Source organism: Acinetobacter pittii ANC 4050 (genome assembly GCF_000399685.1).
In the GTDB taxonomy this organism is placed as follows: Bacteria; Pseudomonadota; Gammaproteobacteria; order Pseudomonadales; family Moraxellaceae; genus Acinetobacter; species Acinetobacter pittii_E.
This window is the reverse complement of sequence record NZ_KB976987.1, coordinates 1743568-1769796: the sequence shown is the minus strand read 5'-3', so window position 1 is coordinate 1769796 and position 26229 is coordinate 1743568. Positions and strand designations below refer to the sequence as shown.

Annotated in this window: 29 protein-coding genes, 1 tRNA gene and 2 pseudogenes; 17 read left to right on the top strand and 15 right to left on the bottom strand. The window is 37.5% G+C overall.

Features of this window, described 5'->3' with window-relative positions:
• Positions 1-29 precede the first annotated feature (29 nt).
• The 6 genes and pseudogenes from benK to benA all read right to left on the bottom strand — a co-directional run bounded on the left by benK (position 30) and on the right by benA (position 6893).
• Positions 30-1388 (bottom strand): aromatic acid/H+ symport family MFS transporter, encoded by a 1359-nt coding sequence (gene benK / locus F931_RS12170; RefSeq protein ID WP_016141661.1) that lies wholly within the window; start codon positions 1386-1388, stop codon positions 30-32.
• 478 nt (positions 1389-1866) lie between these two features.
• Positions 1867-3060 carry a benzoate/H(+) symporter BenE gene (benE, locus tag F931_RS12165; protein WP_016141660.1) on the bottom strand — a complete coding sequence of 398 codons (1194 nt, stop codon included), beginning with the start codon at positions 3058-3060 and terminating at the stop codon, positions 1867-1869.
• A gap of 58 nt (positions 3061-3118) precedes the next feature.
• Positions 3119-3904 (bottom strand): 1,6-dihydroxycyclohexa-2,4-diene-1-carboxylate dehydrogenase, encoded by a 786-nt coding sequence (gene benD, locus F931_RS12160; protein WP_016141659.1) that lies wholly within the window; start codon positions 3902-3904, stop codon positions 3119-3121.
• 21 nt (positions 3905-3925) lie between these two features.
• The gene (benC, locus tag F931_RS12155) at positions 3926-4942 is read right to left on the bottom strand and encodes a benzoate 1,2-dioxygenase electron transfer component BenC (RefSeq protein ID WP_016141658.1); all 1017 of its coding nucleotides are present in this window, start codon (positions 4940-4942) and stop codon (positions 3926-3928) included.
• A gap of 52 nt (positions 4943-4994) precedes the next feature.
• Positions 4995-5514: pseudogene (gene benB / locus F931_RS12150) on the bottom strand (benzoate 1,2-dioxygenase small subunit).
• A complete protein-coding gene (gene benA, locus F931_RS12145; RefSeq protein WP_016141657.1) occupies positions 5511-6893 on the bottom strand; it encodes a benzoate 1,2-dioxygenase large subunit in 1383 nt (460 codons plus the stop codon). The pseudogene benB and the gene benA overlap by 4 nt, the downstream one beginning before the upstream one ends.
• A 104-nt stretch (positions 6894-6997) precedes the next feature.
• Between benA and F931_RS22090 the strand changes: the two are divergent.
• A pseudogene (locus F931_RS22090) lies at positions 6998-7128 on the top strand (hypothetical protein).
• A gap of 44 nt (positions 7129-7172) precedes the next feature.
• A complete protein-coding gene (benM, locus tag F931_RS12140) occupies positions 7173-8132 on the top strand; it encodes a LysR family transcriptional regulator (RefSeq protein WP_016141656.1) in 960 nt (319 codons plus the stop codon).
• A 51-nt stretch (positions 8133-8183) separates the two neighbouring features.
• Here the strand turns inward: benM and F931_RS12135 are convergent, their stop codons facing one another.
• Entirely contained in the window at positions 8184-8384 is a 201-nt protein-coding gene (locus tag F931_RS12135) for a heavy-metal-associated domain-containing protein (protein ID WP_079748319.1), read from the bottom strand.
• A 165-nt stretch (positions 8385-8549) separates the two neighbouring features.
• Between F931_RS12135 and actP the strand changes: the two genes are divergently transcribed.
• The 3 genes from actP (at position 8550) to F931_RS12120 (ending at position 11933) form a co-directional block, all read left to right on the top strand.
• Positions 8550-11021 carry a heavy metal translocating P-type ATPase gene (gene actP, locus F931_RS12130; RefSeq protein WP_016141654.1) on the top strand — a complete coding sequence of 824 codons (2472 nt, stop codon included), beginning with the start codon at positions 8550-8552 and terminating at the stop codon, positions 11019-11021.
• A gap of 75 nt (positions 11022-11096) precedes the next feature.
• A complete protein-coding gene (gene cueR / locus F931_RS12125) occupies positions 11097-11498 on the top strand; it encodes a Cu(I)-responsive transcriptional regulator (protein WP_005070253.1) in 402 nt (133 codons plus the stop codon).
• Between the two features lie 27 nt (positions 11499-11525).
• On the top strand, positions 11526-11933 hold the full coding sequence (locus F931_RS12120; RefSeq protein ID WP_016141653.1) for a GFA family protein: 408 nt from the start codon (positions 11526-11528) through the stop codon (positions 11931-11933).
• Positions 11934-12529: 596 nt separating this feature from the next.
• Here the strand turns inward: F931_RS12120 and F931_RS12115 are convergent.
• Positions 12530-12886 (bottom strand): four-helix bundle copper-binding protein, encoded by a 357-nt coding sequence (locus F931_RS12115; RefSeq protein WP_016141652.1) that lies wholly within the window; start codon positions 12884-12886, stop codon positions 12530-12532.
• A gap of 475 nt (positions 12887-13361) precedes the next feature.
• Entirely contained in the window at positions 13362-13691 is a 330-nt protein-coding gene (locus tag F931_RS12110; protein ID WP_031945535.1) for a hypothetical protein, read from the bottom strand.
• 440 nt (positions 13692-14131) lie between these two features.
• Here F931_RS12110 and F931_RS12105 point away from each other — a divergent pair, with 440 nt between their 5' ends.
• Both F931_RS12105 and F931_RS12100 read left to right on the top strand, forming a co-directional pair.
• Positions 14132-14725: a LysE family translocator gene (locus tag F931_RS12105; RefSeq protein ID WP_016141650.1), complete on the top strand. Its 594-nt coding sequence runs from the start codon at positions 14132-14134 to the stop codon at positions 14723-14725.
• A 47-nt stretch (positions 14726-14772) separates the two neighbouring features.
• The gene (locus tag F931_RS12100; protein ID WP_016141649.1) at positions 14773-14991 is read left to right on the top strand and encodes a hypothetical protein; all 219 of its coding nucleotides are present in this window, start codon (positions 14773-14775) and stop codon (positions 14989-14991) included.
• A 262-nt stretch (positions 14992-15253) separates the two neighbouring features.
• On the opposite strand, the gene xseB is transcribed toward F931_RS12100, so the two are convergent.
• Both xseB and xseA read right to left on the bottom strand, forming a co-directional pair.
• The gene (xseB, locus tag F931_RS12095; protein ID WP_004709785.1) at positions 15254-15448 is read right to left on the bottom strand and encodes an exodeoxyribonuclease VII small subunit; all 195 of its coding nucleotides are present in this window, start codon (positions 15446-15448) and stop codon (positions 15254-15256) included.
• Positions 15438-16703, bottom strand: coding sequence for an exodeoxyribonuclease VII large subunit (gene xseA, locus F931_RS12090; protein WP_016141648.1), 1266 nt, complete (start codon positions 16701-16703; stop codon positions 15438-15440). The genes xseB and xseA overlap by 11 nt, the downstream gene beginning before the upstream one ends.
• 256 nt (positions 16704-16959) lie before the next feature.
• Between xseA and F931_RS12085 the strand changes: the two genes are divergently transcribed.
• Positions 16960-17036, top strand: a tRNA-Met gene (locus tag F931_RS12085).
• Between the two features lie 174 nt (positions 17037-17210).
• The gene (locus tag F931_RS12080; RefSeq protein WP_016141647.1) at positions 17211-17447 is read left to right on the top strand and encodes a hypothetical protein; all 237 of its coding nucleotides are present in this window, start codon (positions 17211-17213) and stop codon (positions 17445-17447) included.
• Between the two features lie 149 nt (positions 17448-17596).
• Here F931_RS12080 and F931_RS12075 read toward each other — a convergent pair whose 3' ends face one another.
• A complete protein-coding gene (locus F931_RS12075) occupies positions 17597-18268 on the bottom strand; it encodes an XRE family transcriptional regulator (protein ID WP_002119885.1) in 672 nt (223 codons plus the stop codon).
• A gap of 674 nt (positions 18269-18942) precedes the next feature.
• Between F931_RS12075 and F931_RS12070 the strand changes: the two genes are divergently transcribed.
• The 3 genes from F931_RS12070 (at position 18943) to F931_RS12060 (ending at position 20372) form a co-directional block, all read left to right on the top strand.
• Positions 18943-19197, top strand: a complete 255-nt coding sequence (locus tag F931_RS12070; protein WP_016141646.1) for a hypothetical protein — start codon at positions 18943-18945, stop codon at positions 19195-19197.
• A 209-nt stretch (positions 19198-19406) separates the two neighbouring features.
• The gene (locus tag F931_RS12065; protein WP_016141645.1) at positions 19407-19796 is read left to right on the top strand and encodes a hypothetical protein; all 390 of its coding nucleotides are present in this window, start codon (positions 19407-19409) and stop codon (positions 19794-19796) included.
• A 30-nt stretch (positions 19797-19826) separates the two neighbouring features.
• Entirely contained in the window at positions 19827-20372 is a 546-nt protein-coding gene (locus F931_RS12060; RefSeq protein WP_016141644.1) for a glycoside hydrolase family 108 protein, read from the top strand.
• Between the two features lie 98 nt (positions 20373-20470).
• On the opposite strand, the gene F931_RS12055 is transcribed toward F931_RS12060, so the two are convergent.
• Positions 20471-21088: a LysE family translocator gene (locus F931_RS12055; protein WP_016141643.1), complete on the bottom strand. Its 618-nt coding sequence runs from the start codon at positions 21086-21088 to the stop codon at positions 20471-20473.
• A gap of 216 nt (positions 21089-21304) precedes the next feature.
• On the opposite strand from F931_RS12055, the gene F931_RS12050 reads away from it, so the two are divergent.
• The 4 genes from F931_RS12050 to F931_RS12035 all read left to right on the top strand — a co-directional run bounded on the left by F931_RS12050 (position 21305) and on the right by F931_RS12035 (position 24287).
• Complete coding sequence (locus tag F931_RS12050) at positions 21305-22237, top strand: LpxL/LpxP family acyltransferase (protein WP_016141642.1); 933 nt, start codon at positions 21305-21307, stop codon at positions 22235-22237.
• Positions 22238-22477: 240 nt separating this feature from the next.
• Positions 22478-22693 (top strand): cold-shock protein, encoded by a 216-nt coding sequence (gene cspV / locus F931_RS12045; protein WP_016141641.1) that lies wholly within the window; start codon positions 22478-22480, stop codon positions 22691-22693.
• Between the two features lie 213 nt (positions 22694-22906).
• Positions 22907-23131 (top strand): hypothetical protein, encoded by a 225-nt coding sequence (locus tag F931_RS12040; RefSeq protein ID WP_016141640.1) that lies wholly within the window; start codon positions 22907-22909, stop codon positions 23129-23131.
• Positions 23132-23477: 346 nt separating this feature from the next.
• On the top strand, positions 23478-24287 hold the full coding sequence (locus tag F931_RS12035) for a pyrroline-5-carboxylate reductase family protein (protein ID WP_016141639.1): 810 nt from the start codon (positions 23478-23480) through the stop codon (positions 24285-24287).
• Between the two features lie 15 nt (positions 24288-24302).
• On the opposite strand, the gene F931_RS22080 is transcribed toward F931_RS12035, so the two are convergent.
• Together F931_RS22080 and F931_RS12030 are read right to left on the bottom strand one after the other, a co-directional pair.
• Entirely contained in the window at positions 24303-24419 is a 117-nt protein-coding gene (locus tag F931_RS22080) for a hypothetical protein (protein WP_004793556.1), read from the bottom strand.
• A 178-nt stretch (positions 24420-24597) separates the two neighbouring features.
• On the bottom strand, positions 24598-25083 hold the full coding sequence (locus tag F931_RS12030; protein WP_031945533.1) for an Lrp/AsnC family transcriptional regulator: 486 nt from the start codon (positions 25081-25083) through the stop codon (positions 24598-24600).
• Positions 25084-25446: 363 nt separating this feature from the next.
• On the opposite strand from F931_RS12030, the gene yafE reads away from it, so the two are divergent.
• The gene (gene yafE, locus F931_RS12025) at positions 25447-26214 is read left to right on the top strand and encodes a class I SAM-dependent methyltransferase (protein WP_016141637.1); all 768 of its coding nucleotides are present in this window, start codon (positions 25447-25449) and stop codon (positions 26212-26214) included.
• Positions 26215-26229 lie beyond the last annotated feature (15 nt).

Genomic DNA, 26229 nt, shown 5'->3' with positions numbered 1-26229 from the left:
AGATGCGCCAGTCCTCGGCGCATTTATATTTACTGCTGGGTAAGCGTGTTTTGAGGGTTAAAAGTTGATGGCGTTTGTGCAGCAACAGACGCTTTTAGATTGACCATAAATATTGCAAGTGCAGCAATCACACCCGGAATTGCAATCGCTAAGAAATTCATTTGGTGAGGAAGCTCAAAGGTGAGTAGGGCTCCGGTTAAAACTGGACCGATAATCGCGCCAATACGACCAATTCCAGATGCCCAGCCCATACCAGTTGAACGAAGTGCTGTTGGATAGAACTGCGCAACGAAAGTGTAGAGTAAGATTTGAGAACCAATTGTGGCAGCACCAGCAATTGCAATCAGGCTATATAAAATAAATTGTGGACTATTAATGCCAAGCAGAATTAAAGCGGCTGATCCCACAATAAACATGATCGTAATAACAGGTTTTAAATGGAATTTATCTGCTAAAGCACCACCACCAATTGCACCCACCATGCCGCCAATATTGAGCGCGAAGAGGAACAACATGCTCGCACCTAATGAATAGCCTGCTTGCAGCATGAGTTTAGGTAACCAGCTTCCTAAGGCATACACCATGAGTAAGCACATAAAGAAAGCAATCCAGAACATAAATGTGCTGAAAGTACGGCCTTGTTGGAAAAGTGCACGGACAGGTGCATCTGTCGTTGTACTTTCATTTAACACCAGTTGAGTATTGGCGTTTACCTGCGTTTCTGGTGCAATTTTACTCACAATACTTTTTGCCTGTTCGCTATGGCTAGATTTCACTAAAAAGGCGAGAGACTCTGGCAAAAATTTCCAAATGAGTGGCAGTAATAACAGGGGAATACCCGCAATTAAAAACATGATTTGCCAGCCCATATCTTTAACGAGCCATGCGCCGAGTAGAGCAGATGTCATGCCCCCAATTGCATAGCCACTAAACATGATTGCGACCAAGGTACTACGGATTTTTTTAGGGGCATATTCGGTCATAAGTGCCACAACGTTTGGCATAACGCCGCCAATCCCAAGACCTGCAATAAAGCGTAAAATAGCAAATTCAGTTGGCCCTTTAGCAAAGGCACCCATAAAGGTAAATCCGCTAAATAAAGTGACACAAATCAGGATGGTTTTTTTACGTCCCAGTTTGTCTGAAAGTGTGCCGAAAATCATGGCACCGAACATCATCCCGAATAGCGCAGCACTGGCGAGTAAACCGGCTTCTACCGCAGTTAATGACCATTGCTGCATTAAGAGAGGAAGAGCAACCCCATAAATAACTAAATCATATCCATCAAAAATAATAATAAGTAAGCACCAGATTAAAACTTTCCAATGAAAAGATGTAAAACTGGCTTTATCAATTAACTCATTAATATTAACCTTGCTCGTATCCATTTTCTTCACCTCCAATTTGTGAAGCATCGCGTTATTTTTTAATAAACTATTTTGTTATTGGATTAGAGTCAAAAACCTAATTGATATATCTTTATGCCTTTTAGGTATCTTACTTTTGTTAATTTAAATAATTGAAAAATATAATTTATTTTAATTTGGTGAGTTGGTCTTATTACAATGTTTAAAATGGGGTTGAATATTGTATTATGAGAATTCTAAGGGTTTTATAGATGTTTTTTTATAGATTTTTTTGATGAGAATCACAGTTAAAAATATAGTTAGTTTTATATTATGAATTGAAGTGAAAATATAAAAATAAAATACTAAAGTCTATTATTTAATTATTTTAAAGATTTATCTTAAAAATGAAATTTAATCTATATTCAATAAAAAATCGCCAAATCAGAATGAGCAAATTATTTGCTGTCTGATTTGGCGATTTAAGCTTTATTTTAGCTGGGGGATTTAGATAAAAAACTTAATTTGGGGCTGGAGCTGATCGTGGTGTAAGAATGAAATGGGCGATTACACCAATACAAATACCCCAAAAAACTGAGCTTAATCCAAGGAAATGCATGCCTGATGCTGTCGCTAAAAAGGTAATAAGTGCGGCATCACGTTGATTGTCATTTTTCATGGCAACAGAAATATTGGTGGCAATGGCACCTAACAAAGCTAAACCAGCCAGTGCTGCAACCAACTCTTTAGGAAGGAGGCTAAAGAGCATGACAATACTGCCAGCAAATAAGCCTCCTAAAATATAAAAAATCCCGTTGGCGATTCCTGCGATATACCGTTTTTCTTTGAGTTCATGTGCATCTTTGCCCATACATAAAGCAGCGGTAATTGAAGCCAGCACAATCGTAATACCGCCGATGCAAGCAACAGCTAAAGAGGCAATACTGGTAACAGTAATAATGGGTTTGGCTGGTGTGTCGTAACCGCTGAGTTTCATAATCGCCATACCCGGTAAAAATTGGCCGGTTAGACTGACTAAAATGAGAGGAACAGCGAGGTTGAGTGTTGAGTTCCAAGTCCATTCCGGGCTAATCCACTGCGGGATCGCTAAACTAAAACTCACATCAACCGGATTCATTTTGCCTAAAATGAGGCTTAATAAAACTCCGGCAGCTAACACCCAAATCATGGTGTAGCGGGGCATTAAACGTTTGGCAATTAAAAAGACAATGAGCATGCTAAAGACAATAAAAGGCATGCTATCAGATGCAGTAAATAGGCCAATACCGAATTGGAAAAGAATACCTGCCATCATGCCGGCAGCGACATCTTGCGGAATCCATTTAAGTAACTTATCGAAGTAACCTGTAACGCCAATTAAAAAAATAACGATGGCAGAAGTAATATAGGCGGCTACCGCTTCATTCAACGAGACATTGGGAAATAGGGTAACTAATAGGGCAGTACCCGGTGCAGACCACGCAGTTATGACAGGCGTTTTATATTTAATTGAAAGATAAATCCCTGAAACGGCGGCACCAATTGAAATTCCCCAAATCCATGACACCATCATATCGGTAGAGACATGGGCACGTTGAGCAGCTTGGAAAAAAATAATCAGTGGGCCTGAGTAGGAAATTAAAACCGCAAGAAAGCCAGCAACAGTGGCTGATATAGACCAGTCATTTTTTAATGTCTTTAACAGGGTTACCATTGTTTGATTGCCTCCATGCAAATCATATTATTTACCCAATCATGCAAAAAGATCAGGGTTAACCCTGATCTCCACCTCCGACCGGAATGACTGACCCAGTCATATACGATGCTTCATCTGATGCAAGAAATAAAATTGCATTCACTTGTTCTTGAATTGTGCCATAACGGCCCATAAATGTTCGATCTATGGTTTGATCAACCACTTGCTGCATCCAGTCTTTTTCATTTTGACTTAACGGATTGGCGTTACGTGGCACTTTACGAGGGGGTGCTTCAGTTCCACCAGTCGCAACGGCATTGACTCGAATTCCATCTTTAGCATGTTCAAAAGCAAGCGATGCTGTTAGAGCATTTACACCGCCCTTAGATGCAGAATAAGGAATACGATTAATACCACGGGTTGCAATTGAAGATACATTTACAATAACCCCCAATTGTTGCTTAATCATGGCGGGCAACACAGCGCGGCAGCACCATAAAGTTGGAAACAATGAGCGATTTACTTCCTTAATGATCTCTTCTTCGGAAAACTCTTCAAAAGGTTTCATCCAGATCGCGCCGCCTACATTATTAATCAGGATATCTACCCGACCATAGTGTTCAATGGCTTTTGCAACTACTGCTTGTGCACCTGCATAGGTTTCAAGGTCAGCATTAATCGTGACAGCATCACCGCCTGCACTCTGAATTTCTTTGAGAACGTCTTCAACATATTCAGAGCGGTCAGCCATGATGACTTGTCCGCCTTCAGCCGCGATTTGTAAGGCTACGCCACGACCAATGCCTTGAGCACTACCCGTAACAATCACGACCTTATCGGTAAATCTTTGACGGTTTGACATAGATAACTTCTCCACCCTGAGTTAGTTTGCAGAGAATTTTTCAAACAAGAAACTAGCAGGTTTGATATTTTCAGTTTCTAACCAGCCACGAACAGCTTCTACCATTGGCACCGGTCCACATAGATAAACATCGACGTCGCCACCGTTTAACCATTCACTTTCAATATGACCCGTTACATAGCCTTTGCGTTCATGCTGACTTTCAGGACTTGCAACCACAGTTCGGTATTCGAACCATGGGAATTTATCCTGCAATTCATTGAGTTTTTCTAGAGCAACCAAATCAAAGTCATTGGTGACACCAAAGACTAAACGAACAGGCTGTTCTGAACCTTTTTCCTCAAGCACTTGTAACATCGACATAAATGGGGCAATGCCGGTACCGCCTGCGAGCATCAGCACTGGGCGAGCTACATTACGTAAATAGAAGCTACCGAATGGACCAGTAAAAGTCATTTTGTCGCCAGCTTGGGCATTCTTACTTAAAAACTCACTCATTTTGCCGTTCGGCACGTTACGGACTACAAAGCCAGTTAAGCGATTGCCCGGTTTTGAGCTAAATGAATATGAACGTGTTTCGCCAGTTTCAGGAATTGCAACATTCACATATTGACCTGCAAGGAAATGAATATCCGGTTGACCTTCATCAAGTTGGATATCAAATGTGATGGTTGAATCTGATAAGTTTTCAACGCGGGCTAATGTGCCTTGGAAGCTATGAATTGCAGTTTTGCAAACATCTGACGAGGCTTGAATTTGGAATACGGCATCTGAAGTTGGACGACATTGGCAAGCAAGAATATAGCCTTGCTCAGCTTCTTCAGGGGTTAACGCATCTTCAATATAGGTTTCTTCTGGCATGTCATAACTACCGGACTCGCAAAATGCGCGGCAAGTTCCACATGCTCCATCACGGCAATCCAAAGGAATATTAATTTTTTGGCGATAAGCTGCGTCAGATAGAGTTTCGCCCTGAGCTACGTTAATGAAACGTGTAACACCATCTTCAAATTGAAGTGCAACATTGTGGTTTAACATGGCATGTATCCTACAGAATATTTGAAACTTTTGCCCTCAGCCAACCATCCGTTTAACTGAGGGGGTATGTCTTAAAGGTGGTAAATATCAATGACTTGATTGATGTAGTCATTTTTCAAAACGACATACTTGCTCAAGATTTTTGGTTGATCACCTGAAAAATCGATCACATAACGTGACATACCGAAATAGCTGTAATTTGTCTTGTAACGGAAACTCAAGGTATTCCAGTTAAAGCGAACAGTGACTTTGTCGCCATCACGCTCTACGACTTCAACGTTGGCAATATTGTGGCTTGTGCGTGTGTCTGGCATGGTTGCAGATGAGCGCTCGGTTTTAATACGGAACACGCGATCTTCTAAACCTTGACGGTCCGGATAATAAATAAGTGAAATTTCAGATTGCGGATCTTCAGTTAATCTGTCGTCATCATCCCACGCTGGCATCCAGAAAGATGCTTCCGGTGCATAGCATTCAAGCCAGTCATCCCATTGTTCATCATCTAAAAAACGAGCTTCGCGATAGAGAAACTGAGCAATATTTTCTAAAGTTGCTTTGTCTTGAGCACTCATGCTGTTTCTCCCTGATCAGCAATTTCTTTCTCTGATACAATCGCGTGTTTCATGGTGTGTAACCAATATTGATGTTGGGCAAGATAAAGACCTTCATCTTCAGTTTTGATACCACTTAACATGGGTTTTAAACCAATTTCGTTTGCTGCATCGTCTGGTCCATAAATCCAATGTTTTGAACCACGACACATGTCATTCCACTCAAGTGCAATACCTGCGTAGCCTGCCTGACAAGCACGGAATTCTTCTAAATCGTCTGGTGTTGCCATGCCTGAAGCATTGAAGAAATCTTCATATTGGCGGATACGACGTGCACGAGCTTCAGGTGCTTCGCCTTTAGGCGCGATACAGTAAATGGTAACTTCGGTTCTATTGACTGAAAGTGGGCGAAGTACACGAATTTGCGAACCGAACTGATCCATCAAATAAACGTTTGGATAGAGACACAAATTACGTGAACGCTCGATCATCCATTTCGACATCGCTTCACCGTATTTTTCGGTGTATTCATCTGCTTTCGGGAAGTTTGGACGGTCTTCTGGGTTTGCCCATTGTGTCCAAAGCAACATGTGACCATTTTCAAAGCCATACGAGCCACCGCCTTGTTTACCCCAAGAACCTGCACTCATGGCACGGATATTATCGGCAGCTTGAGTTTCTTTACGGTGCTGGGTCGTTGCTGCATAGTTCCAGTGCACAGCAGAAACGTGGTAACCATCGGCGCCATTTTCAGCGGTGAGTTTCCAGTTACCTTCGTAGGTATAGGTAGATGAACCACGTAAAACTTCAAGGCCATGTTCAGACTGATCAACAATCATGTCGATGATTTTGGTGGTTTCACCCAAGAACTCTTCAAGTGACGGAACGTCGGGATTTAAGCTACCGAATAAGAAGCCTTTGTAGCTCTCAAAACGAGCCACTTTTTTAAGGTCATGTGAGCCTTCTTGGTTAAAACAGTCAGAATAGCCTGCTTCACTTGGATCTTTAACCTTGAGTAATTTACCCGAGTTATTAAACGTCCAACCGTGAAAAGGACAGGTATATGTTGCTTTGTTACCACGTTTATAACGGCAAAGTTGTGCTCCGCGGTGTGAACACGCATTGATCATGGCATTGAGTTCGCCGTTACGGTTACGTGCAATAATGACCGGCTGACGACCAATGTGCGTGGTGTAATAGTCATTATTGTTTGGAATTTGGCTTTCGTGTGCTAAATAAACCCAATTCCCTTCGAAGATATATTTCATTTCGAGGTCGAATAAGGCTTCGTCAGTAAACACTGAGCGATGAAGTTTAAATTCACCTGTATCGATGTTATCGACAAGTAATTCATCAATACGGTCAAGATGGCTAGTATTGATTACAGGAATACGTGGCATGTCCGTTCTCCGACTTTCCAAAAGTGTGGAAGTCACCAAGGCCTTAGCTACTCTTAAAGGTCTTGATATCCTAATATTGTCAATGAAGCGCCTGAGTGCGCTGGGTGTTTAACAGTGAATTGATGAAGATGAATCACGGGAAGGTTGGCAAGAAGGCTTTTTTCACCAAGCGATTCATCACTTCATCGGTTTGTTGCTTGTATATACCTTAAAAGAATGGTTAAACTGTGTCTAAGACTGAATTTGCATTTTTTTATATCTTAAAGGTATGGAAACCTGATGGAACTAAGACATTTACGGTATTTTGTGGCTGTTGTTGAAGAACAGAGCTTTACAAAGGCGGCCGAAAAACTATTTATTGCTCAACCACCTTTGAGTCGACAGATTCAAAATCTGGAAAGTGAGCTTGGAATTCAACTGTTTGAGCGCGGAAGCCGTCCTTTACAGACAACCCCAGCCGGACATTTCTTTTATCAGCACGCTGTTAAACTTTTGTCGAATGCTGAAGAAATAAAAAGTATGACCAAGCGTATTGGTCTCATTGAAAGAAGTATGACCATTGGTTTTGTTGGGTCTTTGCTCTACGGTTTACTGCCACGAATTATCTATTTATTTCGTCAACAGCAACCTCATCTGAACATTCAACTCATGGAGTTAAGTACAACCGAACAGTTACAGGCATTAAAGGAAGGACGTATTGATGTCGGGTTTGGTCGTTTAAGAATTAGCGACCCTGCTGTGAGACGTATTCTTTTACGTAAAGAGCGTTTGGTGGTTGCCGCGCATACGAGTCATCCCATAGCTCAACGTACGGAAGGGGTATATCTAGCCGACTTGATTGATGAAAAGATGTTTATGTATCCCACATCGCCTAAACCTAATTTTTCTACTCAGCTTTTAAACATCTTTGCCGAGCATAGTTTGGTTCCGAAAAATTTGCATGAAATACGCGAAATTCAATTGGCTCTGGGCCTAGTCGCAGCGGGAGAAGGGATTTGTATTATTCCAGCAAGTGCCGACACTATCCGTTTTCCTCATTTAAACTACATTCCGATTTTAGATAACGGCGCAGTCAGTCCGATTTTTATTACTGCTCGCGCAATGGACCGAAGTGAAGACTTACAGCTTTTATTTGATTGTATTTATCAGGTTTATGATTTAGAAGGTATTCCATATAAACGCACCGTTTTTACGCTCGATCAGAACCCGATAGATGATTCAAACGGTATTGATTTTTAAATAAAGTGAATGCATAGCCTCAAGGTTGAAGCTATGCAAAATATTGATATTTTATTGCACTTGAGCTGGGAAACCATCTTCTTCAAGTGCTTCGGTAATTTTATCGACGCTTTCACTGCTTTCAACAGTCACGATTTTTGTCGCTAAGTCTACATCTACTTTTGCATTTGGATCGACATCTTGAATTGTCGCAGTCACACCACGAGCGCAGCCGCCACAAGTCATATTTTCAATAAGTAATTTCATATTCATACTCCATCAAGAACGAGATATTTGTTTGGATAACACTGAGTCTAAACCTTGTCATGATTGTAAGGTCAAGACCATTTTTTTAAAAAATATGCTTGACCTTCCCATGATGGGAATCTGTATGCTCGATACAGAATATTAAATTTTGCAGATTTGCAGAGGTGTTTGATGGACTCAAAAAACACAAAATTGCCAGCATATAGTGAAACACTTCCAATTGAGGGCATGACTTGTGCCTCGTGTGTAGGTCGTGTCGAAAAAGCACTTAAGAAAGTTGAAAATGTAGAGATTGCCAATGTTAATTTGGCAACAGAAAAAGCCGTTGTTTATTCAAATCAACCGATTCAGCGTGAAGCACTGGTTAAAGCAGTTGAACGAGCAGGTTATGATGTTCCAAAAGCTGCACCATTAGAGTTGTCTATTGAAGGCATGACTTGTGCATCTTGTGTTGCACGTGTTGAAAAAGCGCTTAAAAAAGTAGACGGCGTTCAAGAAGCAACCGTCAACTTAGCAACAGAACAGGCTTGGGTACAAGCAGATGCATCAGTCAATGTTGAAAATCTTATTCGCGCCGTTAAAAAAGCAGGTTACGACGCGAAAGCATCTGAAAAAAATCAAGATGAGCAACTCGACAAAAAAGCGTCAGAATTAGATCAGCTTAAAAAAGATTTAATCATTTCGATTTTATTGGCTTTACCTGTATTTATTTTGGAAATGGGTTCACATCTCATTCCAGCTTTTCACATGTGGGTCATGCACACCATTGGTCAATATAATAGCTGGCTTTTACAGTTTGTTTTGACCACATTAGTACTTGTTTTTCCGGGTCGCCGTTTTTATCAAAAAGGGATTCCAGCCTTATGGCGTTTAGCACCCGATATGAACTCGCTGGTTGCTGTTGGAACCTTGGCTGCCTACAGTTTTTCGGTTGTGGCAACCTTCATGCCACAGGTATTACCCCAAGGCACGGTCAATGTTTACTTTGAAGCGGCTGCCGTTATTGTCAGTTTAATTTTGCTTGGGCGATATTTTGAAGCCAAAGCCAAAGGCCGAACCTCGCAAGCGATTCAACATTTAGTGGGAATGCAGCCTAAAACTGCCCGCATCCAGCGTGATGGTCAAGTAGTAGAAGTTGCTGTTGCTGAAGTGGTCAGTGGAACTATTGTAGAAATTCGTCCGGGTGAGCGTGTGCCAGTCGATGGCGAAGTAGTCGAAGGACACAGCTACATTGATGAATCTATGATTACGGGAGAACCCGTTCCTGTTGAAAAAATAATAGGACAGCAGGTGGTGGGCGGTACAGTCAATCAAAACGGTACTCTAAACATTCGGGCAACCGCCGTTGGTTCTTCGTCTGTACTTTCACAAATTATACGTATGGTTGAGCAGGCCCAAGGTTCTAAACTTCCGATTCAGGGGTTGGTTGATAAAGTCACTATGTGGTTTGTGCCTGTAGTGATGTTAATTGCTGCAATTACTTTCTTGGCTTGGTTTATTTGGGGACCAGAGCCTGCGCTCACTTTTGGTTTAGTGAATGCCGTTGCGGTACTGATTATTGCGTGTCCTTGTGCGATGGGACTTGCAACACCAACTTCTATTATGGTCGGTACGGGACGTGGTGCTGAGTTAGGTGTCCTGTTCCGTAAAGGTGAAGCTTTGCAGCTTTTACAAGAAGCGCAGGTTGTTGCAGTTGATAAAACGGGTACGCTCACCGAGGGTAAACCGACACTGACAGACTTTAATGTGCAATCAGGTTTTGAACGTAAACAAGTGCTGACTTTAGTTGCCTCTGTCGAAGCCAAGTCTGAACATCCAATCGCCCTCGCAATTGTTCAAGCAGCAGAAAGCGAAGGCCTAGACTTATTACCCGTAACAGCATTTAACTCGATTACAGGTTCAGGTATTGAGGCGGAAGTTTCAGGTCAAAAAGTACAAATTGGCGCAGACCGTTATATGCATCAACTTGGTTTAAACACCAGTTCATTCCAAGCGATTGCGGCTCAGTTAGGTGAAGAGGGCAAAACACCGCTTTATGTTGCCATTGACCAGCAACTTGCAGCAATTATTGCCGTGGCAGACCCAATTAAAGAAACAACCTATGCTGCGATTGATGCCTTGCATCAATTAGGTCTCAAGGTTGCCATGATTACTGGAGACAACCGTCATACGGCACAAGCCATTGCCAAAAAGCTAAAAATTGATGAAGTTGTGGCCGAGGTTTTACCCGAAGGCAAAGTCGATACAGTCCGCCAACTGCAAAAACAATATGGTCGCTTAGCTTTCGTTGGTGACGGTATTAACGATGCTCCAGCCTTGGCACAAGCAGATGTTGGCTTGGCGATTGGTACAGGAACAGATGTTGCCATTGAAGCAGCCGATGTTGTGTTGATGTCAGGCAGTTTAAAAGGCGTACCGAATGCAATTGCGTTAAGTAAAGCAACCATGCGAAACATACGTCAAAACCTGTTCTGGGCATTTGTATATAACGTAGCCCTGATTCCAATTGCAGCAGGTGCGCTATATCCCGCATTTGGCGTTTTACTCTCGCCAATGTTTGCAGCAGGCGCGATGGCACTTTCTTCGGTTTTTGTTTTAGGCAATGCGTTACGCTTAAAACATTTTCATGCGCCAGTAGAGTAAGGGTGCTGAAAATCAACTTTTGGTTTAAGATCATGACAGCAGGTCTTAAACCAAATTTAATATTTGAGGTGTGAGATGAATATCGGTCAGGCATCCAAACATTCAGGCATTTCAGCGAAAATGATTCGCTACTATGAAGAAATCGGTTTACTTGAAGCAGCTCAGCGTTCTGCTTCTGGCTATCGCATTTATTCAGAAACAGACCTTAAAACTTTAAACTTTTTAAAACATGCGAGAGAGTTAGGTTTTTCATCAGAACAGATGAAAGAACTTATTTCGCTTTGGAAAAACACAGATCGGCATAGTGCAGAAGTGAAAGCCTTAACGGTAAAACATATTGCCGAGTTAAAACAAAAAATCGCTCATTTACAAGAGATGGTTAATATTTTGCAGGCTTCAGCCGATGATTGCTGTGGTAACCAACAAGCTTCTTGTGCCATCTTAGATCACATTGAAAAAGGTGTGGGTGTAAGCTAAAACTTATAAAAATAAAAAGGAAAAATGATGACTTATACAGCTTCTTGTCTTTGTAATGGGATTCAACTACAAATTAATAGCGAATTAGAACCCATCATGGTTTGTCATTGTACACAATGTCAAAAAGCACAAGGGGCTGCTTTTGCTGCCATTACCCAAGTACAAAAAAGTGACTTAGATATTGTGCAAGGTGAAAATCTTTTACAAGCTTATTTTGCATCGCCAAATAAAAAGAGAGTGTTCTGTAAAACCTGTGGTTCACCGATCTGGAGTGAACGTCTAGATAAACCTGATGTGGTGCGTTTAAGGGTAGGGCTGATTAATGAAGAAATATCGACATCGTTAATTTCTCATGCTTTTGTGTCTTCAAAAGTGAAGTGGTATCCAATTTGCGATAATGCTCGCCAATATCAAAATGGGGTAGAAAACCCTTAAATATTAAGGTTAGATCGAATTTTATTCATTTGTAAAAAAACGTGAACAGCACTAGCCATGAATAAATAATGTGCTATAACTGTACTTAAGGTAATCGTAATATCTCCTCGATCTACAGGGAAACTTGGGACAGGGCAAAAGATACGATAAGACCTTACATATAGCTAGCAAAGAGCAAACCAAGAGATGGATAGACACAAATCTTAGATTGCTCACCGTTGCAGAAAAGCCCGTGAAACGGGCTTTTTTTAATGCCTGTAAAAACTATTTCTTATGTAGAGTTAGCTTATATTTTTAAATTATTTATGAAAAAGTAATGTAAAAATAATAAAATATTTCAAATATACAGACTATTCTGTATTGCTTTTTATTTTTATTCGCTGTACATTTAGTTAACGGTTTAAAGTTCAAGTTTAATAATGAACTCATGGTCGTTGTGGGAGATCTAAGAGCCTGCATTTTCCCCAAGATGCGGGTTTTTTTTATGCCTATAAAAAAGTAATCCTTAAATAAAAAATAAATAATTTATTGTTATTTAAAATATTTTAATTAGCCTACGATCTAAAGACGCGTAGGCTTTATATCTGAAAAATTATTTAGGCACGATAGGCAAGACAAGCTTTAGCACACGCTAAACATGCTTTTGCACAGATCTGGCAGTGTTCATGCTCATGTTTGCTGCATTCTGCTGCACAGAGTTGACATGCGTTTGCGCAAAGTTGCATTGCTGGCTCTGCTAATTCAGAGTTTCTTAACTCTAAAGACGTACAAAGTTGGCAGATCTCTACACATGTCATGCAATGCTTAATACATTCACGCATCATACTTACATGTTCTTCTTGCAAACAGGCTGCTGCACAGGTTTTGCAGGCAATCATACATTCAATGCAGGCTTGGATTGAGGTAGAGGTATCACAAAATAAAGAAGGATCGGTTTCTTGTTGCATTTCCATAAGAGTTCTCCTGTCGAAGACTATTATTAAAAAATAGAATATTGTTATCTTTTTTCATTTTATAAAATCATTTCTTTGGCAGGTGAGTTTGAAATGAAAGGTCTACAAACACTCAATAGGCAGTTAACCTCGTATAAGAATGTTACATCTCCTGTGTGTAGATCGGTTCGAGTTGATTTATAAAACGCAAAATACCAATTAAAAAATTAGGTTTAAAATTTGATTCGATATAATACTTTTGGCTAATTTCTTATTGTTTGAAATTTGTGCAAATTATCAGTGTGAACTTTAAGGGCACACGAAATGGAAAACGTTAATCAATACGCTCACGGAGCTGAGCATGAAGTCCACATACATTGCAAACGATCATTAAGCACACTAATACTGAGTATGTTCGTATTAATCGCAACAGGTCGTTAAAGGAAAAAGCACCCGAGGGTGCTTTTTCTATATGAATTTACAGAGGAAAATATGTTTAAGAGTTGATAAAGCCACGGCGTTTTTTGTAGGCTTTACGATCATAAGAAGGGATGTTTGATTGTTGGAGATCAATCGCAAGTTGTTTCTTGCGTTGAAACTGAACTTCGCTTAGAAGAGCAGCATAAATTTTGGGACGGTCAGTTTTAAACTTTTCTACATCCAACGGAATCGTATCTTCATTTTTGACAATGTACAAAACAGAGCCATTGCCATTCATTTCATAAATCGTCCAACCCACTCGTACAATGTAGAGTCCGGTTTTCTGATTCTTTCCTAAATAAGATTTAAAACCATCTGGATGAGGGCGAACATAAGCATTCATCATGCATCCTCGATCATCTGATTTATGTGATGAAAGCGGCGATCAATGAATTGATGGGGAGCAAGACATCATATTCAGTAAAATCACGATTTCTAGTTGTTTATATATTGATCAATTTGAAAATTTCAAGTAAGAAAAACGATTATTAAGTAAACTAAATGAGTGCAATATATTAAAAATTACAGCTTATTTTTTTGAGCGAAAATCTCGAGTTAGTTTTTTTATAAGCTAGTAAAAATAGCTCGTTATTTTCTATTTTTGTGATCAATTTTGCATATTTAAAATTGTTGAAACTGTAAGTGAATTTAAGGTCAGTTTAACTTAATTAATTGTTTTAAAAATAAATAATTAAATATTAATATTTCTTGTTACAACCATTTTGTCGACAATAGATATTCCTTTTTGACATATTTCGCCTAGCATAACTAAAGAGTTCGTTGCCTATGGTGTCATTTATGTTTATTGGACTTGTGGTCACCATTTTGTTGACTCCAGGCCCAACAAATACATTGTTAGCCTCAGCTGGAATACAAGCAGGGGTGAAGCAGTCTCTTAAACTTATTCCTGCTGAAGTGATGGGTTATCTCATTGCAATTACTTCTTGGGGTATTCTGCTGGAGTCAGTTTCACATTTTATCCCTTGGCTTCCTGCCTTATTAAAGTTAATAAGTGCAACTTTTATTCTCTATCTTGCATTTAAACTTTGGATAACATCAACAAATGACATCAAATTAGACACCCCACTGATTACGCCTAAGGCCTTATTTGTCGCAACACTTTTAAATCCTAAAGCTTTACTCTTTGCTTCTGCTATTTTTCCACATGCAGCATGGGAAGTGCTTCACGTATATTTTGTTCATATTGCTGTTTTTTTATCATTAATTACACCCATTGCATTTTTATGGATTGCTTTTGGAACCGTATTAATTTCAAACAAAGTAACTTGGTTAAACCAACGTAATTTACAACGTACGGCTGCATTTATCTTAACTTTTTTTGCTATGCCAATCGGCTATTCTGCGATTAGCTCATTTTAAACTTAACCCATTATTTATATTAAAAATTTAATTTTCAGGAGATTTTCATGACAAGATTAAAAGTAATTATCAAGGATCAGTTTGATAAAGAATCAATTGCTTTGGCAAAAGTTAGACCAATGAATGATCACGCACTTGAACTTCATAAGAGCGTTGAACATATTGAAATTAATGATGATATTATTTTGCCTAATATGGATTTGCTCTATGAAAATCCAAAAGATGGCAAAATTTATCAATTAATTGGACCTTTCAGCGAGGAATAGGTCTTAAATTAAGTTTACGATAATCATGAGTAGAGCTTGTGTCTGGTTTGATCTTAACAATAGAAATTTTAGTTAAGTTTTGGTGAAAATTAAGTCAAATTAACGTACAGACACAATTAAAATATTGAACATCTAAAATGATTATGGGACTATGCCTGTGCAAAAGTGTGACCTAATCCACACTTTTGTATTTCAGGATTAAGTGGATTTCACTAAGCCCATTCCTTCAATGAGAAGTAGGAATGGGCTTTTTCTATTCAAGTTATTCTTTAAATGTTTCATCTAAAGCTTGCTGAACAGCTTCTATACGTGACTTACACGCTTTATAAGCACTAATCGATTCTTCAACAATTTTCATTAAATTATCAATATCAGGGCTTTCTTGAGATTCTAATAATTCGGCATTTTTCTTCAAAATGTCATGGCCGTCCTTAAACGTTAACTCTTCATTCTTCATTTGGGATTACCTGTGTAATGTTGGCTTCAACCACACCATCTTGCATTTCAATAGCAATGGCAGGACTTGAAATTTGATGGATAGAGCGAATCGCTTTTCCTTCGGATCTGACAATTGCATAGCCCTTGGCTTGGACCTGTTTCGGGTTTTGCAAAAGAATTTCCTTCATTAAAGATTCGATTTGAGCTAATGAAAATTTAACTTGTTGCTGTGAGCTGAACTGAATCCGTTCTCTCATCTGGTCAAGCAGGCGATGCGCCGAGTTAAGTTGATTTTGTGCGGATGACTTAATGTGATGAAGCAGTTGATCATTCTTGCTTTGATAGGTCGTTATTTGATGCTGAGAAAGCAGCTTAATGGTTTGTAGACTATCTACTGCTTCTTGAACACGCTCAACAATATGGTTGCGAATACCAGCAATCACTTTACTTGGTGTATCAAACGAACGGTGTGCAATCTCATCTAAGATGGTACGGTCTTTTTCATGACCAATTCCTACCCAAATCGGTACACTGCGTTTGCAGAGCAGGGCGGCAAGCTCATAATCATTTAAATAAGCCAAGTCATTGACAGCACCACCACCACGAATAATCACAATCAAGTCTGGTGGAAATGTAAATGTGCTTGCCCATTGTCTTAAACCTGAACCTAAAGACTCCATCAAGCTAGTTGCAGCCGTATTTCCTTGAAATGTCGCGCTGTGATACACAAAATGGCAAACCCCATTTCTCTCTAGAGCATCTGCATCTTTTTTAAAGTCGCCTAGGCCTGCTGCATTTTGAGGGGCAATCACTAAAACATTTTGGATATCAAAAGGAGTAGGGAGGAGTTTATTTTTATGAATTAAGCCTTCTTGAGTGAGTCGTTCAATAATTTGCTGATAACGTTTAGCAATTTCACCCAATGTAAAGCTTGAGTCAATCTCTTCAATATTGACCGAAAATCCGTATTGAGGATCAAAACGTGCTCTAATTTTAATAAGCACATTTAAGTCACTTGAGATTTCGATACCAGTTTCACGCTCAAACTTTAAAACAATTTTACTTGCTGAAAATTTCCAGATTGTAGCTTTACAACTGGCAATGACTTTATCTGTCTCAGCATCTTTTTCTGCGAGTTCTAGATAATAATGGCCACCTTTAACATTTAAATTTCGAATTTCTGCTTTTACCCAAACTGGTTCATCAAAGGCCAGACGGATAACTTCCTGAACTGTGCCGAGATATTCACTAAGGGAAAACTGAGGTTCAGACATAGGAACTAAAGATTAAAGAGCCAAACTAGATAGTATAAAAGCCACCCACCCAAGGCAATTGCTGTTTATGAATATCAGGTTCTGTTTAAAATAAATACAACAATTTAAACAACTAAATGCTGGAAATCGATATGGCTATTTAGACCGAATGGTTAAAATGAAAAATTAATAAAAAGATAATTCTTAATAATTACAACCGATTAAAAAATAAGGTTTGCTTTATAAAATATATGGGCGTATAAAGCTTACTTCCAATTGCGGGGTGGAGCAGTCTGGTAGCTCGTCGGGCTCATAACCCGAAGGTCGTTGGTTCAAATCCGGCCCCCGCAACCAAAATATTATGCTCTGTGATGTACCACTTTTCATAATACAAAAATTATGAAAAGCAATTAGCTTATAAATAACCCTATATAAAGCTAAATATTAAATTCTAGACTGACTGTCCATACCTTAAATCTAGCGTTCTAATTAAATACCGTTAAATCACATGAGCTCAGTGATGAGTGAATGATTGTGAATATAGTAAATGAGTGGCTAATTGCCACAGCCGTAAATGGCAATGAAATTAATGTGAGGATTGTTCCTCACGTGCGTAAGCAAAACTCTCTCGATGGATATCGTTGGGTCGAAGTTGGTAAAAAAATTCAACTTCAGTCTGGTGAAGAAATTGAGTTAAACCAAGATGGTAAAAGCTTCTACGCTGGATTTAATCAACTTTATCGTTTAAGTAATACGTATTGTTGATCATGTTAGGCGTTAAAGCAAAAAACCTATCTCTTTTAATGGAGATAGGTTTTTTTATGTCTACACGTTATATAAATAATTAAAGTTATATAAAGGTAAACGCTATTAAAGCAATCAAATTATTATTTTAGCTATATTTAATAGCTTAATTAGCCTGCCCGCCAAAACTGACGGCCCATCACTTTAAAGTTCTTTCCGTTCTCTTCAGTTACACGCCGATCTCTAAATTTTTCATTTAAACTATGCAAAATTAAAGAACCATCTGCTTCTTTAAAAATTTGTTTAATCATTCCTTCGCCAGCAAAGTAAACCGCATAAATCTCACCATCAATGACTTCAGTCTGAGAGATATCAATCCCTACCAGATCTCCATCTTTAATGTAGTCTGTCATGCTATCGCCCTTTGCTTTAATAATACGCATGCATTCTTGAGCAACGCGTTTCTCTTTAAAGAATGAAGCAGGGAAAGGAATCTTTCCATTAATTGCGTCAAAGTGAAACTCGATAGATTCACCCGTACCACAAGAAAAGTTAGCTTCTACCACCTCAATCCAAACATATTGATCGGTAGATTCGGCACTCACCACAGTCGGGCTAAATACGTCGCTTTCTCTAAATGAATCTTCTGTATTCCCAGTTGTTAACCAATAACCATCCACACCTAAAAACTGAGCAATTAAAGGAAGAAACGCAGATTTCAAATTTTTCCCGGATTCTAAAGCCTGATAGGCTGGCTGAGACATCTTTACTGCTTCTGCCACTTCAGCCTGAGTTTTTTTGGCTTTAATTCTAGAATCTTTCAAACGATCTTTAAGAGCCATAATGGTCACACCAGCAAACTTATAACAAATATATAACTAAAGTTATATCGAGTAAAACAACTATAGTTATTGACTAATAATAACTATAGTTATAATATCAGTTATATCTTCAGATGCATAGATAAAGTTTAAATTGTGTTTAAGCCACTATTTATAGATTTATCAAGGTGTTGAGATCAAAGCTAAATTTATTTTGTTTCTATAGGTAGCAGAATAAAAGGGAGATAGCTCAATTATTATTTGCTAAGAGGCTATCAAAACAAAAATTGGAATAAAAAAAAGCCCGATTCCGTGGATCAGGCTTAATGTTCGTCGATAAAGGGTATCAAGAACATGAAGAATTTAACAAAGATTGTGAGCGCTAACAAAAGTTTCCGATATACGGCAAAGCCTTATATGAACTTATTGGTCAAAAAATTAAAGTATGGAAAATATTTAATTTTGGAAAAATTAATACTTTTTTACATTTTCCGAAAAGGAAATATTTATTTGTAAATTAAGGCTTTAAATATATAACGTTTAGGTCTTTATGCTTGTTGTACCAGAAGAAACGTTTCGGACACATATTTGTAGTAATAGCTTGGCTATATTGCTGAGAGAATGTATGAAAACTTCAAGAATAACAAACGATAAAGACGCCTTACTAAACGAGTGAGTTGAGTTGGAGATAGTGAATGACTACAGCAATGCAGAACAGAGCTAAACAACTTAAAAATGCAAAACGTGGAGGGTATGTCCCAACAATTGCAAAAGACGTAAACAAATATAAGGTACAAAAAATAAAAAGAGCACTCGAGGAGGCAAAGCAGATTGTCAATGAACTTGAAGATGAAGCATTCATATTTGATGATCAAGTCTCTATGCAAAAAGCGCTAGGTGCAATCACGGTAATTGAGTTGATTGAACAGGCCTTAAGCAGTGCACACTAACAGGCTTTAGCATACAAACATTCTTTCTTGGACCCCTGAAATATGGGGTCAAGGATCAGTTCGTCTTGCGATTTGGCGCGGTTTAAAAGCGTTAGTGTTTTTTATTGACTGTAATAAAGAAAACTAAGGGTCACTATAAAACATAAAAAACAACAAACTAATGATTATGTTGATTTTTTAAGTTTTACCCTTTAAAGCAGGACAATGTCATGGAAACAGTTTCAACCAGTGGGTTAGCCACTTTTTTAAATATTTATAGCATTGCCATTATGGTGGCTTTTGCAGTCAGCTTAGTTGTCGCAGTGGTATTAATGATGCGTTTTCCACGTTCACCACAAGAATGGATTGTTGGTCTCATCTGCACCGTCGTTTCAAGTCTGACAGGTGGTTCCTTTATTATTATGAAATGGAATCTGCATGAATGGGTATCCGATATTTGGGGAATGATCACGCTATGTGGATTCTTCTTTATTTGCGGATTACCGGGCTGGGCGATTGTGAGATGGATATTTAACTTTATTAATAAACAAGAAGGTAAAACGATTGTGGAGGTCATGAAAGACCTAAAAAAGGCGAAAGATGATCTTCAAAATAGCTAAAGATAACTTATACACATAGGAAAAAATAAAATGAATATTGATCAATACTTAGAATCGCTCATCAGACGAGAAGGCGGCTATGTTAACCATCCATCTGATCACGGTCATGCCACTAAATTTGGCATTACCGAAGCCGTCGCTCGATCAAATGGATATCAAGGCAATATGCAAGATTTACCATTAGCCGTGGCTAAATCTATTTATAAACACCAATATTGGCTTGAACCTCAATTCGATCAAATTGATACGATTAGCCCAGCGATTGCCGAAGAGTTACTCGATACAGCTATCAACTGTGGAGTCAATTTTGCAAAACCTTTATTACAACGTGCTTTAAATCTGCTGAATAAAGAGGGAAAAGAAGGTTGGCCAAATCTTGTTATAGATGGTCAATATGGTCCTCTTACTTTTCAAGCTCTTAAAACGTATTTAAACAAACGCCATAAAGAAGGTGAAAAGGTATTAGTCCGTGTTCTAAATATTATGCAAGGGCAGCGCTATATCGAAATTACAGAGAATAATCCAAAATATGAAGATTTTTTTTATGGTTGGATATTAAACAGAGTAGCGGTCTAAAAATTGTAATTAGATAAAAATATGTTCATAAATCAAAAGATTTGAAAAGCCTAACCATGAGTTTAGGCTTTTCAAAATATAATATATCGAGTAATGATTTATTGGGTGATAAGTAAAACTGCAAGAAGAAAGAAAATAGCACCACTAATTTTATTGAGAATCGAGAAATTATTTCCCGCCAACATTTTCTCTTTGAAAATAGAAGAGAAATTTGCGTAGACCAAATGAATTAAAAAACCAATGAAACAAAAAGTTAAAGAGAGAATTAAAAACTGATTTAAAATTTCTTTCTTGATATCAATAAATTGAGGGAAGAGTGCAATAAAAAATACGATTGTTTTCGGATTAAGTAAAGAAGCGAGCAGGCCCTCATAAAATAGTTTAGATTTACTTATAACTTTATTGTTTTGTTGATCAGTCATTAACTCTTGTGAAGGAAGCTTTTTCGTAAAGTTTTTATATCCTAGATACATTAAATAAAATGCACCAATAAATTTTAAAACCGTAAAAATAGTAGGGTTACTGGTAATAATAAGTCCTACACCACTGGCAGAAACTACCGCAATTACAAACATACCAATAATTAAGCCGCTAATTCCAAACAAAGCAGTTTTAACACCATAATTAATTGAATTTGTGACAGTAAATAAAACTCCCGGTCCTGGGCTTAATAGGGTAAGAAATGCAATTGTTATAAACACTAAAAGACCGCTCACGCTGATATATCCTATTTATCAATTGAGGCAAAAAATGTGTGGTTACTTTAAATGAGAAAATAAACGTTGTATACAGAAGGTTATGTCTATTTTAGGGTTAAATAGATTAAATATTTAAAATATGCATTTATATAAAAGTTAAAAGCAACATAAACATACAACCCTTAAAATTAAGCATGGTAGTATGCTAGACCTATACCTCAAGAAATATATAGTATGACGAAAAAAGAACGGCAGTTTAAATCTGGCGAATTTCAATTTTCCTTTTTATCGTTTAAATATTGGGGTATATGGTTTTTAGCTTTTATTCTGATGTTATTTGCGATGTTACCTTGGGCTATTCAATGGCGTCTCGCAGATCTTCTTTCAAAAATCGCTTGGAAATCTCTAGGTTCAAGACGCAAAACTACGCTACGAAATCTGGAAGCTTGCTTTCCTGAAAAAACATCTCTTCAAATTGAGGCAAAAGCTAAACAGGTTTTTGTTGATACCTTAACGGGAGTATTTGAAGCATTAAATGCTTGGTATTGCCCGAACTGGTTTAAAAGTCGTGTTCACATAGATGGTTTAGAGAATTTAACTAATAATCAGGAAAATGGCGTACTGCTATTGGGTACTCATAGTACACTTTTAGATGCAGGCGGAGCCGCGTGTACCTTATTTTTTAATATGGACGTAGTTTACCGACCTCAGAATAATCCATTTTTAGATTTTCTGATTCATCGTAGTCGTGCGAGAGTGTATAAAAACCAGATTGCTCGAGACAATATGCGTGGACTCATCCAAAATCTTAAACATGGTCATGCAATATGGTATAGCCCAGATCAGGACTTTGGTTTAAAACAAGGTGTCATGGCATCATTTTTCGGTATTCAAGCTGCTACTGTTACGGCACATCGCAGACTGATGGATATCTCAAAAGCAGCAGCAGTGCCTTTGTATTTTTATCGAAGTGGCGATATTCGTAACCCTCAATACCATGTGTTGGTAGAGCCAAAATTAGAAAACTTCCCGAGTGGCTGTGAAGTCAGTGACGCTGAAAGGGTAAACAAGATTATTGAGAATCAAATTCGTATTGCCCCTACACAATACATGTGGTTTCACCGACGGTTTAAGACACGTCCTGCTGGTGAAAAGAAGTTTTACTAAGGATAAAGAGACATAGAATTTTTGTTGCTTTAATTATGTTGAATAGCGATTGCAAATGATTTTGAAGCGTGTATTATCGAGCATAACTAACAAAATATTCTTGTCATCATAGATTTCTCTTTTCGTAGTTTTATTTATAATCCTTCGGTTTTCAGTCATTTAAGTTTTCACGTCTATTTTTTAGTTAAATTGGTTTCCCCAATAATAAGTTATAATATTTTAAAGATTCAGGATTAAAACATGTCTAATTCTACTGGTACAGTAAAGTGGTTCAATGAAACTAAAGGTTTTGGTTTTATTGCGGCTGACGAAGGTAAAGATATTTTTGCTCATTTTACCGATATTCAAACACAAGGTTTTAAAGTTCTTCTCGAAGGCCAACGTGTTGAGTTCACTGTAGTACAAGGTAAAAAAGGGCCACAGGCTTCAAATATTGTTATTCTTCAAAACTCATAATTAAATAAAAATACTTTATTGAATTTAAATACATTTTTTAAATAAATTATATTTAAACATATAGTATTTGCGAAAACCCACTTAAATTTGTGGGTTTTTATAATTTTAATCTCAAATTGTATTTAAAATAAAAGAGAAGTATCAAAATAATTGTTTAGAAGAGCTTCATTAATTTTATGTTATAATATGATTTATTAAATTTTTGGTATTAAAATGGATATTTGTATTGGCGGTATTTTTGACGGTCAAAAAATAGAAAATAATAAAGATACTTTCAAAGTGGAAGATCATTATTCAGATCACGGTTCTCAATATGTTAAACAACACTTTCATTTATTTGGAAAAATTCTTTCTTTCTGGGTATGTGAGGATATAGATTTAGCACAAGCAACAAGAAGAGCAGAGCAAATTTTAGAAAAAAAGAAATACTGTAATTAAAGTTAAAACAAAATAGCCTAACTATATTATTGTAAATAAAAGATGTTCTAACTATTAAGTTCAATTGAAAAATTCTACTCTCTTAAAGTGATGTAATTTATTTACAATACTATAGTATTGGTTACATATTTTAAACAATTATTGAGTGGTCTTTGCTTATAAAGCTACTACATTAGGCTTAAGCTAAAGTTGTTTTATTTATTGCGCAAATAAAACAAAACCCATTTTAATAATATATTTTATTAAAATGGGTTCTTTATTCAGACGGTCATCTTAAATTCAATATTCATAATTAATAGAAATATTCATTGTTATAAGCCTCTCTTAAGAAAGGAAAACATTTTAAATGTTAAATGCAGTACACCCTAATATTTGCTTTGTCGGTAGTAGTAATTTAGCTTTGGCTTTAATAGGAGGGTTAGTTTTAAAGGGATTTAAAAAAGAAAAAATACATCTGATTGAAGAGAAAAATATTAATCATACAAATGCTTTAAAGCAAAATGAAAATGGATTAAAGAAAGCTGAAATTGTTGTATTGCTATTAGAGCCTAAACAGTTAAAAGAAATACTTGTACCGCTTAAAAAGGTGTTAGCAAATAAAATCATTGTTTCTATGATGGCTGGGGTTGATATTGCGAACTTGGCTCGTTTTACGGGTTCAAAAAAAATTGTACGTGTGATTTCAAATCCGCCTGTGCTTACCCATACGGGTACGCATGTACTTATTGCTTCAGAGCAAATGGACCAACTCGATAAAGACGTAATCGAAACACTGTATTCTGCAACGGGACAGACTTTTTGGGCGCCCTCTGAAACGCAAACCGATGCAATTATTGCACTTTCTGGTTCGGGTCCAGCTTACTTTTTCTATATTTTAGATAGCATGATAAAGACAGGAGTTTCTTTAGGGCTTGATAAGCAATTTGCCCTAGATTTAGCACTCCAAGCGGCCAGTGGTGCAGTTGAAATGGTTCGTAAAAGTAATGTTCCACCTGCAGATCTGTGTGGGAAAGTGACTTTGGCTAACGGAATTACAGAATCAGCTCTAAGAATGTTTGAGCTAGGAAATCTATCCGATGATATACGTTTAGCCATGAAGGCCGCATATCATCGTAGTAAAGAAATCACTTCTGAAATTATTACAGAGGTTAATTAACTCTTTTTACGCAACTTAGGCCTTTAAAAAGTATTCCCAAATAATGAAACCTAAGCCAAACCCAATAAAAGAGTAGAGAGTAATAATAAAGAATACAAAACTGGCCTTATTTTTTTTCTTCAAAATGTTCATGGCGATGCCTCCAATTCAGATTAATTACATTTTGAAGAAGTGGAGGCTGTAATCATAGATACAGAATTTTTTAAAAAAAATATAACAGAGTCTAGATCTGTTATATTTTTTAGCTTCTCTACTAATAAAATTTTTAAAATCAATAAATTAAACAATTGTCTTTAACTGTTTAATGCTTTTATTCAATTAACATTAAATCTGCTGTATTGGCAGATTTGAGGGGACGTAGGGCAAAGGTCGAACGGGTGTGTCGAATTCCTTTAATCGAGTAAAGTTTCTTCCTTAAAAACCGTTCGTAATGGTCAGCATCTTTGACTGCCACTTTAACCAGATAATCATAGTCACCTGTAACGAGATGAGCTTCAACGACTTCCGGTATGTCAGCTAATGCTTCGCTGAAATTCTCTAACATTTCGTCGTCGTGGCGCTCTAAAGTAATTTCAATAAAAAAGACTTCATGAATCCCAATCGCTTTGGGATTTACGTTTACCGTATATCCTTCGATAATTTTTAAAGTTTCCAGACGTTTTAGTCGTGTCCAGCATGGAGAGGATGAAAGACCGACTTCTTCAGCTAATTGAGCAACGGTTAAACGGCCATTTCCACGTAGTGCAGATAAAATTTTCCGATCTATACGATCTAGTGCGTATTCTGTTCTGTTCAAAATATAAACCAAAGAAGAATCTTCTGATAAATCTAAATATACTTTATTTTTATGCTGCGAACATTTAAAAATATTAAAAAATACAGGAAACATTTTGAGCAAAAGGTACATACACTATTTCTATGCATCAAACCTTCCTGGATAGAGGTTGAGATGGAGCAAAGAGCACTGTTTCAGTAAGGGTGACTAAACAGTGCTCTTTGCGGATTTCTTTTAAATTGTTAAATCGATTTTGATGAATGGACAGAACCTATTAAAAAAAATTAAATAATAACTTTTATTTATTAATTGAAGAAAAACTAATCATTATTTTTTATCTAACTTTTCCTTTATGTTAATTTCATTGCATATAGGAGCAAGGTTATGATCACCCAGCACGATATAAACCAAAAACAATATCAAAATAAATCTATCGATTATTTAAACAGCCAAGCTCATTCTCAAGGAATTGAATTTAATAAATTTATTAATGAGGTTCAGAAAATTGAAAAGGCTGTGGTTCTTGATTTAGGCTGTGGTGGTGGTCATGTCTCATATAATGTTGCTCCATATGCTGACCTTGTTTTTGCTTATGATCTATCTCATGAAATGTTAGATACAGTCTCTAAGGCTGCCAGTCAACGCAAGTTAAAAAACATCTTTGTGCAGCAGGGCATTGCTGAAGATATGCCTTTCAGTGATCAGCAGTTTGATGTGGTCATTAGCCGATATTCAGCTCATCACTGGCAGCATGTTCCGGCAGCTATGAAAGAAGTGAATCGTGTGCTTAAGCCAGATGGTATTGTTATTTTTGTAGACATTATCAGTTCTAGCTCGCCAATATTAGATACGTTTTTACAGACCATCGAAACGATTCGAGACCCAAGTCATGTACGAAACTATAGTGTCAAAGAGTGGGTCTATTTCATCGAAGATGCAGGCTTTGACTTGGTGGGCTTAGATAAACAAACGCTTGCGTTAGACTTTGATAGTTGGGTAAAGCGTATGAAAACGCCTGTAGATCAAATCAGAACTTTACGTTATTTACAGGAAGGTTCATCTGACCTTGTGAAGAAATATTTCAAAATTCAAAATGATGGTAGCTTTGAAAGCCATGTGGGTTATTTTGTCTTTAAAAAACTAGGGTTTTAAAGCGCTGAAATGAGT